Below are 13,960 nucleotides of genomic sequence, written 5' to 3'. Positions count from 1 at the left end.
GGAAGCTGCCAGTTGCTGGTAGCTTCCCTGCTAACAGCTAATTTTCAGGATACAGATGAAAATTATGCTTTCACTTTTCTGATCTCCAACCCGTAAATATCTTTAAGACGGAGTAAGCAAAGCTCTTCTCCAGACTTGGGAATACCGATTACCATTTCACAGAACAGTTGTAATTCCTGCGACACCACGGTGCAATTGTTTTGTTTTACGACCATCATTACATCGTTCATAATAGTATAATCAAAACTCAACTGGTATTGCACTTCTATGTTTTTCTGTATTACAGGAATCAGTTGCAATACCATAGCAGCACTCATTTTATACGCATTGATCAGGCCGGGCACGCCTAACAGGCTTCCCCCAAAATAACGCACCACTATGATCAGTACATCCGTCAACTGTTTACTGTCTATTTGTCCCAGGATGGGCTTACCTGCAGTACCCGATGGTTCGCCATCATCACTGGCCCTGAATTGCATTCCACCGGTACCCAGGCGGTAAGCGTAGCAATGATGCGTGGCCTTGGGATGTTCTTTCTTTACTTCTGCCAAACATTCTTTCACTGCTTCCGGTGTTTTAACAGGAAAAGCGTAGGCCAGGAACTTACTCCCTCTATCTTTAAACTCTGCTACAGCGGTTTTATCAATTGTAAAATATACCTCCATCAATATCATTTAATGCGCCTGCTTGTAAAAATCAATATAATCGCCTGCGAGTTCGAGACGGTGTATTTTAACAGCCTTGGTTAGCACTGGCGCAGCCAGTCCTTCCGGCAGCACAGTAGCTCCTGTTATCACCCTGGCTTCATCCCATAAACCGGTTTCAATGAACTGCTGCAACAAATAACTGCCGCCCTCCACCAATATGCTTTGCACCTGCCGTTGATGCAACTGGTGCAGCAATTGCGGTAATAATGCCTGCTGAAAATCTACCCGGATGGCATCCGTGAGACCATGCATTTCCGCTGCTGCCGCAGTAATAAAAATGGTAGGAATGCTACCATCCCAAAGGTGATGGGAACGGGGCACTTTCAGCTCCCGGTCTATCACCAACCGTATGGGGTGTTTACCGGTCCACAGCCGGTTATTCAGTTGGGGATTGTCTAATATAGCCGTACGCGTGCCTACCAATATGCCCATTTCCTCACTGCGCCATTTATGCACCAGGCGGTTGCTGTATTCGTTGGATATCTTCACCGGAGCGCCATCTGTACCTGCAATGAGGCCATTACTGGTTTGTGCCCACTTCAATACAATATAAGGGCGTTTTTTTTCATGAAAGGTGAAAAAGCGCCGGTTGATCTTTCTGCAAGCTGCTTCCAGCATACCAATGTGTACATGTACGCCTGCTTGTTTAAGTTTCTCTATGCCTTTGCCGGCAACGGCAGAAAAAGTATCCACACAGCCTATCACCACTTCCTTGATTCCCTGTGCCACAATCAGATCCGCACAAGGTGGCGTTTTACCGTGATGGGCACAAGGTTCCAGGCTTACATACATAGTAGACAGCGGTATCAATGAACGGTCTTCTTCCCGTACGCTGTTCACACAGTTCACTTCTGCATGGGCCTGGCCGTATTGTTGATGATAGCCTTCTCCAATGATACGTTCCTGATGTACCAGTACCGCGCCTACCATAGGATTAGGCGCTACATGGCCAGCCCCCATGGCTGCCAGCTCCAGGCAGCGCTGCATAAAAAAATCATTGAGTGTGCTATCCATAATCGCCAGCTAAGTAATAATTTTGCAAATTTACCGTTTTTGCCCATGGAAACCCCATGGCTGCATTTTCCGGATTATATTCTTTAAACTATATAAATTGACAATACAAACGGCCTTTACCTATATTACAGGCGCCATCAGTGAATTGTACGATGAGCGGGAAGCCGCCAATATAGCACACATTATCATGGAGTACCTCACGGGCATGAGCAAACTGGATCGCATTGTACATAAAACCAAGATCCTCTCTCCCGAACAAAATCAACGGCTTAAAGAAGCCATTGAAGCCTTACAACACCATGAGCCGGTACAATATATCACCGGCACCAGTTGGTTTTATGGCATGGAGCTTTTCGTTAATAACCAGGTGTTGATTCCCCGGCCCGAAACAGAGGAACTGGTGGAATGGATGGTGCAAGACGCCGCCCACCGGCACCGCCTACACATACTCGATGTAGGCACCGGCAGCGGATGCATTCCGCTGGCCCTGAAGAAATCATTGCCAGATGCCCAGGTATCCGCTTTGGATGTGAGTGAAGGCGCGTTGGAAGTGGCCCGCCGCAATGCCATCCGTCAACGACTGGAGGTAAACTTTTTGCAATTGGATGCCCTTAATCCGCAAGAGATGGCCACCCTTCCCTCCTTCGACCTGATTGTCAGCAACCCGCCTTATATTACACAAAGCGAGCAACAAATCATATCCCGGTTGGTATGGGGTGCAGAGCCTTCGTTAGCCCTTTTTGTACCAGACAACGACTCCTTGCTCTTTTACCGCCACATTTCCCTGATGGCCAGGGAAAAACTCCTGCCAGGTGGCGCCCTTTATTTTGAAATCAACGAAGCTTTAGGAAAAGAAGTAGTGGTCCTCATGGAACAGCTAGGATTCCAGGAAGTGACTTTAAAACAGGATATGTTCGGGAAAGACAGGATGGTAAAGGGGAAAAGACCATAACTATGGCTATTGGCAGCCAGTAATCGGCTGCCAATAGCTTACTGCTTGTGGGCGGTAGCCAACACCACTTTAGCACCCATTTCCCTGGCTACTTCCATCACGTTCACCACATCTTCCACAGGAACAGATTTCTCGGCATTAATAACAATAGTAGGATCTATTTTTTCATTGCCGATAGCAGGCGCCAACGCCTGTTTTAAATGATCGAAAGGTACCTTGCTAGTACCTACAAAAAATTCGCGTTTATCATTGATGCTCACTACTACCGTTTGCTTAGCCTTGGTGTTACTCTTTGCTTTGGGCAACATCAGCTTGATCACATTGGGGTTGGCCAATGTGGAAACAATCAAAAAGAATAACAACAATATAAATAGGATGTCGTTCAATGCGGAGTTGTGCATTTCCACCTGCCGCTTATTTCGTCTGCTTAAATTCATAATGGGTGGATTTAGCGGGTAGGTTCCTGCAAAATATCAATAAACTCTGCGGAAGCACCTTCCATCTTGTTAACAACCTTATCGATCTGCGCATTCAGGTAGCTGTAACCAATAAAAGCCACAATACCGATAATCAGACCGGTGGCAGAAGTAACCATTTTTACATAGATACCTCCGGCAATAGTGCCCAATGTAATGTCAGAAGTAACAGAGATGTTAAAGAAGGTTTGGATCATACCGGCAATCGTACCAAGAAACCCGAACATAGGGGCAATACCTGCGATGATAGACAAGATCACCAGGTTTTTTTCCATCCGGTAGATTTCCAGTTTACCCACATTTTCCATAGACTTTTCAATCGTGTCGATTGGCTTACCTATACGCTGGATTCCTTTCTCTATCATACGGGCAATAGGTCCGAGCGTGTTCTTTGCCAGCGAGCGGGCGCCCTGCATATTTCCGGTAGTGATCTGATCACGGATCATTGGCATAAAGTTATCAGGTATCTTACCTGCTTTAGCAATAGTAATAGCCCTTTCCACAAATACATACACTGCTATCAACGACAAAATGCCCAATGGGATCATCAGCACGCCTCCCTTCATGAGCATATCGATAAGATGGATCTGCGGTGGCGCGGCCGGGGCGGCAGATATGCCCTGTGCCACCGTATCTGCTTTGGGAAGTAATAAAGAATCCTGTAATAATGTAATAAAACCTAACAACATGAACTATAGTTTAACGGGTGCGTAAGTAGAACACTACTATAAACGGTTAAAATAATAAAATATTTGCGAATGTTGCATGCAAAGCGGCAAAGCACACCTGTATACACCGATGTTCCCTAAAGTAAACGCCTATCCCAAAACCTGCTACAAGTTTCCCTAAAGCGGCCCTACTTTTACTTAACTTTACGCCTTCTCTTCCCAAACTTGTGCCAGATATACGATAGTTTGTACGGCTTTTTGCATATCCTGTATACTCACATATTCATACTTGCTATGCAGCGCCATTTCCCCGGTAAAAATATTAGGGCAAGGTAATCCCATAAACGACAAACGGGAACCATCTGTACCACCACGGATACTCATCCTCAGTGGCTGCACTCCCGCACGGCGTATTGCCTCCGCCGCATTAGCCGTTACCTCCGGATGGTTCACCAACACTTCTTTCATATTGCGGTACTGCTCTGTTACTTTCAGGGTAGCCTTTGCACCGGGATATCCGGCCACTACTTTTTCCATCAGCCGGCGCAGATAGGTTTCATGAGCTTCCAGGTTAGACGTTTCAAAGTCGCGAATAATAAAATCGATCTCTGTTTTTTCTACTGTACCCTGTGTACGCACCGGATGGATGAAGCCTTCACGGTCTTCTGTTGTTTCGGGCGACAAACTGTCTTTCGGTAACGCCGCTACGATTTCTCCTGCTATCTTAATAGCGCTTACCAGCTTATCCTTGGCGGCGCCGGGATGCGCGCTGATACCATATACGGTAATACGGGCGCCATCGGCAGAAAAATTCTCATCTTCCAGTGATCCTAATTCCCCGCCATCCATGGTATAGCCAAAATCGGCGCCCAGGCGCTGCATATCCACTTTCTCCACACCGCGACCCACTTCTTCATCTGGGGTGAATAAAATCCGGATTTTGCCATGCTTTACTTCCGGATGCGTCATCAGATAGTTGGCTGCATCCATGATTTCTGCTACGCCTGCCTTATCGTCTGCTCCCAGCAGCGTGGTGCCGCTGGCAGTAATAATATCGTCTCCTTTTTTACTGGCCAGGTAAGGATGCTCCTTCGCACGGATCACCACCGTTTCGTTATCTGGCAATACAATATCACCGCCATCGTACTGGTGGTGCACAATAGGCTTTACACCTGTACCGCTACTGTCAGACGATGTATCCACATGAGAGCAAAAGCAAATAACCGGTACTGCTTTATCTGTATTAGCCGGAATGGTGGCATATACATAACCATATTCGTCCATTTCTGCATCAGTAATGCCTATTTCATGTAATTCCTTTACCAGCAAACGGGAAAGGTCTTTCTGCTTTTCTGTGGTAGGAAAAGTAGTGCTGGTGGGATCAGATTGTGTATCTATCTGTACGTAGCGCATAAAGCGCTTGTCGACTGTGTATGAGTAATTTGTAAACATATTGCAAACGTAAGGAAAATCAATTATACAGCCCTGCCGTAGATTTTTCTGTTTCACCTCTCTTCACCATATCTAAAAAAGAATTTTATTCTATAAAAATCATTTTATCTAATACAAAAAACCAAATTTTAGTCAATATGTATTATAAATTACCAATAATCATAGGTTTGTGAAGAATAAAACACATCCTATATATGCTTACCAACATTCCAGGTTACCCAAGGATAGGGAGCCAAAGAGAGCTGAAGAAAGCCTGCGAACAATATTGGGCAGGAAAAATTTCCTTAGAAAGACTGGAACTTACGGCCAGGGAACTACGGAAAGAAAACTGGACCTTTCTCCAGGCCGCCGGCATAGACCTGATCCCCTCCAACGATTTCTCTTTCTACGACCAGATACTGGATATGAGCATCGCCCTTGGCGTGGTGCCTTCCCGCTTCAAAGCCCTGCAGGATACTCTGGCCAATCCTACATGCCTGGAGCTGTACTTCGCGATGGCCAGAGGCTACCAGAAAAACAACTTCGATATTACCGCCATGGAAATGACTAAGTGGTTTGATACCAACTATCATTACATCGTACCGGAATTTGAAATAGTCCAACAATACCATCTCCACCGTCCTAAATGCGTGGAAGAATTCCTGGAAGCCCGTCGCCTGGGTATTACCACTAAACCGGTATTAACTGGCCTGGTAACTTTTATTCTGAGCGGGAAAATTAAAGACAATCACCTGACTACCTCACAGGTACTACAGCAATTGCTTCCGGTGTACCTGCAACTGCTGACTTCCCTGCAGGAAGCCGGCGCTGAATGGGTACAAATCGACGAGCCCATACTTGTTACCGACTTGGACCCCACAGCCAGGGAACTCTTTCACACCACCTATCATGCCATCAGCCAGGCAGTACCTGCCCTGAAGATATTACTGACCACTTATTTCGGCGGCCTGGAAGAGAATACTGCCCTGGCCGTACAACTCCCGGTACAAGCGCTGCATATAGATCTGGTACGTGCGCCCGAACAACTGGACTCCGTATTGGCAGCCCTTCCGGAAGACAAATTATTATCACTCGGCGTAATAGACGGCCGCAATATCTGGAAAAACAACCATGCTACCTCCCTTGCCCTGATTAATAAAGCCCTGCAGCAAACTGGCGGGCACCGGTTAATGTTAGGCACCTCCTGTTCTTTGCTGCATGTACCCTACGACCTGGAAGTGGAAACCGGGCTGCAGCCAGAAATCCGCCAATGGATGGCTTTTGCTAAACAAAAAGTAGCAGAGCTCCGCGAATTACAGGAAATTATAGCCGGTAACGATCAACTGTTAATAGCTAATGAAAACAGTATGGATAACCGTAAAATCGCCAGCATCATACACCGGCCGGCTGTGAAAGCGCGCCTGGAAAAGATCACGCCTGCAGATATGCAGCGCCACAACATCTTTGCACTCCGGCAGCCACTACAGCATGCCGCATTGCAGCTACCTTTATTTCCTACCACTACAATCGGCTCTTTCCCGCAAACTACAGAGATCAGACGGCTCCGTGCAGATCTGAAAAAAGGCCTGATCACTACCGAAACATATGAAGCAGACCTCCGCAACGCCATCACCACCACCATCCATAAACAAGAGAGCCTGGGACTGGATGTACTGGTACATGGAGAGTTTGAGCGGAACGATATGGTGGAATATTTTGGAGAACAGCTAGACGGCTTTGCCTTCACCCAAAATGGATGGGTGCAAAGCTATGGCACCCGCTGCGTGAAACCGCCAGTGATTTTTGGCGATGTACAACGCCCCGGCCCTATGACAGTAACCTGGAGCCGCTATGCACAATCGCTTACCAGCAAACCCGTAAAAGGCATGCTCACTGGCCCTATTACTATTCTGCAATGGTCGTTTGTACGCAACGACCAACCCCGTATGAATACCGCCTTCCAACTGGCACTGGCTATACGCGATGAAGTACAGGACCTGGAAGATGCAGGCATTTCCGTTATCCAGGTAGATGAACCTGCCCTACGGGAGGGATTGCCGCTCCGCAAAGCAGCACACGCAACCTGGCTGGAACAAGCTGTAAAAGCCTTCCGCCTGGCCGTAAGTACAGTAAGCGACACCACACAAATCCACACCCATATGTGCTACGCAGCATTCAATGATATTATCGAACATATTGCCGCCATGGATGCAGACGTGATCACCATCGAAACTTCCCGGTCGCAGATGGAACTGCTGGAAGCTTTTGCGCAATTCCGCTATCCTAATGAAATCGGACCCGGAGTGTACGACATCCATTCTCCGAGAGTGCCCACTGTAGCTGAAATGGAAGCCCTGCTCCAAAAAGCGGTACAACTGCTTCCCGCCCGCAGTATTTGGGTAAACCCCGACTGTGGCCTTAAAACCAGGCAATGGCCAGAAACAGAAATGGCACTACGGAATATGGTAACAGCTGCGAGGCACATGAGGTTAACTGCCAGTCACTAACGGTTAGCAGCTATTTGCCAATAGTTCCGTAAATTTACAAATGGCGAGTCATGAAACAATAACCTGTCCGCGTTGTAAACAAACCTTCGAATGCCGCGTGGGCACTATTCTCCGCTGCCAATGCCAGAACGTTGTTTTAACAGACGAAGAACGCACTTTCATCCGGCAACAATACAATGAATGTTTATGTGCCAATTGCTTACGCCAGCTAAAAATAGCTTACCAACAACTGCCGGATACCTCTAAATAAAAAATTATGACTTACGAACAAAGGGTTGCAGAATCTACGACCAGGATTTTTAAAGCCGTGTTTCCAAACACGGTGAACCATTACGATACTTTATTTGGTGGCACAGCCATGAAACTAATGGACGAAGTGGCATTCATAACTGCTACGCGATTCACCAGAATGCGTACGGTAACGGTATCGTCGGACAGGATCGATTTTACTAAACCTATTCCCCATGGCACTATCATAGAATTAGTGGGAGAAGTGATACAAGTAGGAAAAACCAGTTTAAAGGTAGAAGTGAACGTATACGTGGAGCAGATGTACGAAAATCATCGGGAGAAGGCTATCAGCGGTACATTTACCTTTGTGGCGATAGATGAGCATAAAAAGCCTATGCAGATCAATATAGCATAGGAAAGCTGATTATTTTTATCCCAGTGATATCACCGGGATAAAAATAATCAGTCAAAAATATTAAACGATTTCAACCAGTTCAAGATCAAATACGAGATCCTCACCTGCTAAAGCGTGGTTAGCATCCAGGGTGATGAATTCGTCGGTGATAGCTACCACTTTTACTTGGAACACTTGTCCCTGAGGATTGCTCATTTGCAGCTCCATACCAATTTCTGGATTCAGATCAGCGGGCATGTTTTCCTTTGGAAAATCGATGATCATTTCCTCACTTTTGGGACCATATGCCTGATCAACAGGGATCTGAATGGTTTTCTTATCGCCCACCTGCATATCCAACACACCATTCTCAAAACCTTTGATAACCATACCGGCACCTACCTTGAATTCGAGCGGAGCTCTACCTTCGGAAGAGTCAAAAGTAGTCCCGTTCGTTAAACGGCCATGGTAATGCACCTTCACTGTATCCCCGTTTTTAACAGTTTGCATAATAATTAGTTGTTTAGTGTTAATAATTAACGCAAGATACAAAAAGCAGCTATAATCACCACTTTTTGATACAGTCATTACAGCTTTGCGTATCTTAACGCAATGAACCGTATAATCCTTTTTTGTATCCTGTTGGCAGGATGCTTTTTTGAAACTTCCGCACAATATGCGGACCATGTTTTACCTGGTGCTACACAAACAATGCGATATCTGCCCCTGTTGAAAAACAAGCGAGTGGCTTTAATGGTTAATCAAACTGCCACCATCGACAAAACCCACCTGGTAGATACGCTACTGAAACTACATGTCAAAATACAGAAGATATTCAGCCCGGAACACGGCTTCCGGGGTACTGCCGGACATGGAGAAAAAGTAGCCAACAGCATTGATTCCGCTACCGGCATTCCTATCATCTCCTTATATGGGCAACATCGTAAAGCCACTGCCGATGACCTTAAAGATGTGGATATCCTCCTCTTCGATGTACAGGATGTAGGCGCCCGCTTCTTTACTTATATTTCCTCCCTGCAGGAACTCATGGAATCTGCTGCAGAAAATAAAAAAACACTCGTTATCCTGGATCGCCCCAATCCTAATGGCGACTATGTAGACGGACCTGTACTTGATACCGCCTACCACTCCTTTATAGGCATGCAACCCATCCCGGTAGTACATGGTATGACTGTAGGTGAATATGCCAGCATGCTAAACGGCGAGCGCTGGCTCAGTAAAGGCTTACATTGCAACATCAAAATCATCCCCTGCGAAAACTATAGCCATCAAACCTACTACCGCCTGCCCATAAAGCCTTCCCCCAACCTGCCCAACATGGCAGCGGTAAACCTCTATCCCTCCCTTTGCCTCTTTGAAGGCACTACGCTCAGCCTGGGACGGGGTACAGACAAACCTTTTCAGCTATATGGCACACCCTACTTTCCTAAACAGAACTTTACCTTTACCCCCCGTGCCAGTGCCTCTAACCCAACACCTGTACTGAAAGATCAATTATGCTACGGATTTGATCTCAGTAATGCACCGGAAACTATACCACATAAAAACCGCAAAATTGAACTGAAATGGCTGATCAACGCCTATCATCTATATACTGATAAAGAAAAATTCTTTACACCCTTCTTCACCAAATTAGCCGGTAATACACAGCTGCAACAACAAATCATTAAAGGCATGTCAGAAGCGGATATCCGCAAAAGCTGGGAACCAGGCCTCGCAAAATTTAAAGTGATCCGTGCAAAGTATTTGTTGTACTAACGTGAAATCATCCTGAGCGCCAATTGCTGTTTCTTATAAAAACGCATTTTTCCTCATCAGGACAATCATCAAAATCACAAAAATCACATTTACTTTTGCAGTTATGAAGAAAGATCTCCGTATTGTTTTTATGGGCACGCCCGACTTCGCCGTGGCCTCCCTGGATATACTGGTACAACATGGCTTTAACGTAGTGGGTGTTATTACCGCTCCGGATAAGCCCGCCGGCCGTGGATTGCAGCTGCAGGAAAGCGCAGTAAAGCGCTATGCCGTTAACAAAGGATTACCGATATTACAACCGGAAAAATTAAAGAATCCGGAATTTCTCGCCGCATTACAAGCGCTTCGTGCAGACCTCCAGGTAGTGGTAGCCTTCCGCATGTTGCCGGAAATAGTATGGAATATGCCTCCTGAAGGCACCATCAATGTACATGCATCCCTACTGCCTCACTACAGGGGTGCAGCGCCTATCAACTGGGCTATTATCAATGGAGAAAAAGCATCTGGCGTAACTACCTTCAAACTGCAACATGAAATAGATACCGGCGATATCCTCTTCAGCGATGAGGTACCTATCCGGGAAGATGAAACAGCCGGCGAATTACATGATGCCTTAATGCAAACGGGCGCAACCTTACTACTCAAAACTGTACAAGCCATTGCTAACGGTGACCTAAAAGGAACACCACAAGCAGACATACCCACCGAAGCCATTAAACACGCGCCTAAAATATTCAAGGAAACCTGCCAAATCAACTGGCATACCCCCTTAGACAATATCTACAACCTGGTACGGGGCCTTAGCCCTTACCCGGCTGCCTGGACTGTTTTTCAGGGCAAAACCCTCAAGATCTATAAGGCACATAAAGAACATACTACCCCAGGCAAAGCTCCCGGCGATTTCGATACCGATCAAAAGACTTATATCAAAATAGCCGCTCCTGATGGATACCTTTACCTGGACGAAATACAATTGGAAGGAAAGAAAAAGATGGATATTACCGCTTTTTTAAGAGGATATAGGTTTGTTTAACCATAACGCAAACAGGCAGCATCTCTTCTTACTACACTTCTCTTTTAACAAAAAACCCGTGTAAAACTTAGGTTTTACACGGGTTCTGATAAAAATATACCTACTTAATTAATTCTCGTAGTTCAACTCACAATAAAACCTGGTTTCGTTACTGCCCAACGCTTCCATAGCGCCATCGCTCAGTTTAATGATCAAGCCAGCATTCGCTTTCATTTGTGGAATAACGTCCAGCACTTTTGCATATATAGCTTTACCATTAAGCGGGTTGGTTACTTTGATAATGGTGCCGCGGGGAGCAGTGTTATGCAGGGCATAATACTTCCCGGCAGCATTGCTTTTAAACCAAGTACCAGGGCCTTTTTCAGTAGCGGCTTTTTTACCATTATTAGTTTGCTCTGCATACAATTGTTCGAAGTCGGTATTATTATTTACTGCGACTGGTTTAGCTGGTGCAGGCGCAGATGGCTCTGTTACTTCTGCAACGGGCCGCGGATCTGTTTCCCTTTTAGCAGTTTCCTTTACCGGAGCCGGAGGTGGCACAGCGGCTACGTTGTTATTTTCATCTGGCTCGCTGGGTTGAGCAGGCTTTTCCTTTACTCTTTCCGGGTGGGATATTCCTTCACCGGTACCACCAGCTTTTATAAAGCCAATAATCACGTAGCTGTCTTTTTTCAATCCATCACCAGACAAACTATTCCATTGCCGGATATTCTCCAACGGCACTTTATTATAGTTTACACTTACCCGGTATAAAGTTTCTTTTTCAGTTACCTTATGATACACTGGTTTACCCGAGGCATCTGCATGCTGTGAAAAGTTGGCAGCAGTAAGCGGAATATGTAACTGGTAACCTAGTTGTAATCCCTGATCCATAGTCACTTTGTTAGCGGCGGCAATTTCTTTTGGCGGCAAGCCGTATGCACGGCTGACACTATAAAAATTCTCTCCTTTTTTAACAATGTGGGATATGAAGAGAGCGGGTGAAGTACCTTGTACTTCCAGCGTATCCTGTGCTTGCACTGCTCCCGCTGAAAAACCAAACATGACGATTGATAGAATCGATTTTATCATACTAACTCTGTTTATGATGGATGTTCTGATAGTTGTTCGGGTAATTACAACCGTATTACACCCTTACAATATCAAAAATCTGAAATTTTTCCTATGCTATTTCGGCAACGAATATATGTGTTAAAATTGACAAATTTATTTAATACCCCAAACGAACAAATGTCCTTTTTGTTGTGGCAGCAGGTGTAAAATACCCTTCTGCCTTATATATGCAAATACGCGTTGGCAGGTTATTTCATCAATTAACAGGTTAGGGGATAACCGCTGCAATCATCCTTTATAAACCAGTAATTTCTTTGAGAATGCGCAACTCTTTCGGATAATAATTATTCATACGGTTAGGCAAAAATTTCGCCCAACCCAGGCTCATACCTTTATACTTTACTAACGCCCAACCCCGCACATGGGTATCAATACCCGGATCTTCCTTGCGCAGGTATTGCAACGCCTGTGGTAGCTCCAGCGAAACAGCAGGCAGTTGTTCCGATACCAACCCGCTCAATGCCAGCTGATGATCCGGGATTAGTTCTTTAGCCCCTGGCTGCCCAGCTTTTACGCCAGCCTTGCGAATATACAGTTGTTGCTGCAGGAAAGGCATAGCTGCAGCTAATAATGGCGGCAGAAGCAATATTTCTTCCTGGTGCTGCCAATACTGATAATCAGCAGGTACATTGGTCCAGGGAGCCATTACATCACGCTGCTTTGCATTCGCCAGGGTAGGTTTAGGCGCTTTGCCATTGCGGACAGATTCTCCACTACGCTTGCGGAAACAAGCAATAAAAAAGCCTTCTCCCTTCAATTGGTCGGGATAAAAACGGTAACCTGTACAATTTCGTTTATTCGTTACCGTTGTAACGATATGCCATTTTTCTTCCAGTGGAACAATAATATTTTCTAACTCGAAATGACTTGCCAGCCAATCAAGTATTTCTTCATCTTCTGCTGCAGAAAAAGAACAGGTAGAATAAATAACGATACCATTCTCCTTCACCGCTGGCAATACATCTGCCATAATCCTTTGTTGGCGCTGGCTACAGAGCGTTACATTTTCCGGCGACCATTCGGCGATCAACTCAGGATTGCGGCGGAATAACCCCGATCCTGAGCACGGTGCATCTACCACCACCAGATCGAAATATCCCGGTAACCTCGAAAAATCACGCGGATCATTATTAGTAACCACTACGTTGGCCGCGCCCCACTTTGTAATGTTATCCGACAACAAAGCCGCCCTAGCCTTGATAACCTCATTGGCTACCAACAGGCTATCCGGGCTGATCAATGATTGCAATAAAGTAGACTTTCCCCCAGGCGCAGCACAAAGATCCAATACCTTTAAAGGTGTTGTAAGATCTACGGTAGCACGCACAGCCTGCTCCAGAAACATCGAAGATGCTTCCTGCACATAATAAGCGCCCGCGTGGAAATAAGGATCAAAAGTAAAAGAAGGCCTGGCAGGTAAATAATACCCTTCACTACTCCAGGGAACTTTGCTTACACCGCTTGAAGACAAAGATTGCAACACCTCTTGCGCAATTTCCGGCGTACCGGTTTTGGCAGGATTTAACCGCAAGGATGTAATCTTTTCTGCGGCCATATGCACTTGTTCAAATGTTTCCCGGTTATATCCGGGCAATCCCGCTAAAGAGTTAAGCAGCGCTGCTGGTAATTGATACGACAAAAGAAATTTTTCCGCA

14 protein-coding genes are annotated in these 13,960 nt (G+C 45.8%); 6 read left to right on the top strand and 8 right to left on the bottom strand.

Going from position 1 to position 13,960, the window contains the following annotated elements; all coding sequences use genetic code 11:
• Positions 1 to 62 precede the first annotated feature (62 nt).
• Together ACDQ55_RS08720 and ribD are read right to left on the bottom strand one after the other, a co-directional pair.
• Positions 63 to 665 (bottom strand): IMPACT family protein, encoded by a 603-nt coding sequence (locus ACDQ55_RS08720; RefSeq protein WP_420980984.1) that lies wholly within the window; start codon positions 663 to 665, stop codon positions 63 to 65.
• Positions 666 to 674: 9 nt separating this feature from the next.
• Entirely contained in the window at positions 675 to 1,721 is a 1,047-nt protein-coding gene (ribD, locus tag ACDQ55_RS08715) for a bifunctional diaminohydroxyphosphoribosylaminopyrimidine deaminase/5-amino-6-(5-phosphoribosylamino)uracil reductase RibD (RefSeq protein ID WP_420980983.1), read from the bottom strand.
• Positions 1,722 to 1,818: 97 nt separating this feature from the next.
• Here ribD and prmC point away from each other — a divergent pair, with 97 nt between their 5' ends.
• Positions 1,819 to 2,673 (top strand): peptide chain release factor N(5)-glutamine methyltransferase, encoded by an 855-nt coding sequence (prmC, locus tag ACDQ55_RS08710; RefSeq protein WP_420980982.1) that lies wholly within the window; start codon positions 1,819 to 1,821, stop codon positions 2,671 to 2,673.
• 38 nt (positions 2,674 to 2,711) lie between these two features.
• On the opposite strand, the gene ACDQ55_RS08705 is transcribed toward prmC, so the two are convergent.
• From ACDQ55_RS08705 to pepT, 3 genes are all read right to left on the bottom strand, one after another.
• Positions 2,712 to 3,110 carry an ExbD/TolR family protein gene (locus ACDQ55_RS08705; RefSeq protein ID WP_420980981.1) on the bottom strand — a complete coding sequence of 133 codons (399 nt, stop codon included), beginning with the start codon at positions 3,108 to 3,110 and terminating at the stop codon, positions 2,712 to 2,714.
• Positions 3,111 to 3,121: 11 nt separating this feature from the next.
• Positions 3,122 to 3,838, bottom strand: coding sequence for a MotA/TolQ/ExbB proton channel family protein (locus ACDQ55_RS08700; RefSeq protein ID WP_420980980.1), 717 nt, complete (start codon positions 3,836 to 3,838; stop codon positions 3,122 to 3,124).
• A 183-nt stretch (positions 3,839 to 4,021) separates the two neighbouring features.
• Entirely contained in the window at positions 4,022 to 5,269 is a 1,248-nt protein-coding gene (pepT, locus tag ACDQ55_RS08695; protein WP_420980979.1) for a peptidase T, read from the bottom strand.
• Positions 5,270 to 5,463: 194 nt separating this feature from the next.
• On the opposite strand from pepT, the gene metE reads away from it, so the two are divergent.
• Genes metE through ACDQ55_RS08680 form a run of 3 tightly spaced genes read left to right on the top strand, consistent with a single transcriptional unit; the run spans position 5,464 to position 8,401 of the window.
• Positions 5,464 to 7,755: a 5-methyltetrahydropteroyltriglutamate--homocysteine S-methyltransferase gene (gene metE / locus ACDQ55_RS08690; RefSeq protein WP_420980978.1), complete on the top strand. Its 2,292-nt coding sequence runs from the start codon at positions 5,464 to 5,466 to the stop codon at positions 7,753 to 7,755.
• Between the two features lie 40 nt (positions 7,756 to 7,795).
• Positions 7,796 to 8,005: a cysteine-rich CWC family protein gene (locus tag ACDQ55_RS08685; RefSeq protein WP_420980977.1), complete on the top strand. Its 210-nt coding sequence runs from the start codon at positions 7,796 to 7,798 to the stop codon at positions 8,003 to 8,005.
• A gap of 6 nt (positions 8,006 to 8,011) precedes the next feature.
• Positions 8,012 to 8,401 carry an acyl-CoA thioesterase gene (locus ACDQ55_RS08680; RefSeq protein WP_420980976.1) on the top strand — a complete coding sequence of 130 codons (390 nt, stop codon included), beginning with the start codon at positions 8,012 to 8,014 and terminating at the stop codon, positions 8,399 to 8,401.
• Positions 8,402 to 8,461: 60 nt separating this feature from the next.
• On the opposite strand, the gene ACDQ55_RS08675 is transcribed toward ACDQ55_RS08680, so the two are convergent.
• Positions 8,462 to 8,890 carry an FKBP-type peptidyl-prolyl cis-trans isomerase gene (locus ACDQ55_RS08675; protein WP_420980975.1) on the bottom strand — a complete coding sequence of 143 codons (429 nt, stop codon included), beginning with the start codon at positions 8,888 to 8,890 and terminating at the stop codon, positions 8,462 to 8,464.
• A 102-nt stretch (positions 8,891 to 8,992) separates the two neighbouring features.
• On the opposite strand from ACDQ55_RS08675, the gene ACDQ55_RS08670 reads away from it, so the two are divergent.
• Positions 8,993 to 10,159, top strand: coding sequence for an exo-beta-N-acetylmuramidase NamZ domain-containing protein (locus ACDQ55_RS08670; protein WP_420980974.1), 1,167 nt, complete (start codon positions 8,993 to 8,995; stop codon positions 10,157 to 10,159).
• 103 nt (positions 10,160 to 10,262) lie between these two features.
• Positions 10,263 to 11,192: a methionyl-tRNA formyltransferase gene (fmt, locus tag ACDQ55_RS08665; protein WP_420980973.1), complete on the top strand. Its 930-nt coding sequence runs from the start codon at positions 10,263 to 10,265 to the stop codon at positions 11,190 to 11,192.
• 108 nt (positions 11,193 to 11,300) lie between these two features.
• Here fmt and ACDQ55_RS08660 read toward each other — a convergent pair whose 3' ends face one another.
• Positions 11,301 to 12,263 carry a LysM peptidoglycan-binding domain-containing protein gene (locus ACDQ55_RS08660; RefSeq protein WP_420980972.1) on the bottom strand — a complete coding sequence of 321 codons (963 nt, stop codon included), beginning with the start codon at positions 12,261 to 12,263 and terminating at the stop codon, positions 11,301 to 11,303.
• Between the two features lie 277 nt (positions 12,264 to 12,540).
• Positions 12,541 to 13,944, bottom strand: coding sequence for a methyltransferase RsmF C-terminal domain-like protein (locus ACDQ55_RS08655; RefSeq protein WP_420980971.1), 1,404 nt, complete (start codon positions 13,942 to 13,944; stop codon positions 12,541 to 12,543).
• Positions 13,945 to 13,960 lie beyond the last annotated feature (16 nt).

Source organism: Chitinophaga sp. 30R24, from assembly GCF_049056765.1.
GTDB lineage: Bacteria > Bacteroidota > Bacteroidia > Chitinophagales > Chitinophagaceae > Chitinophaga.
This window is presented reverse-complemented; position numbering and strand designations above follow the sequence as displayed.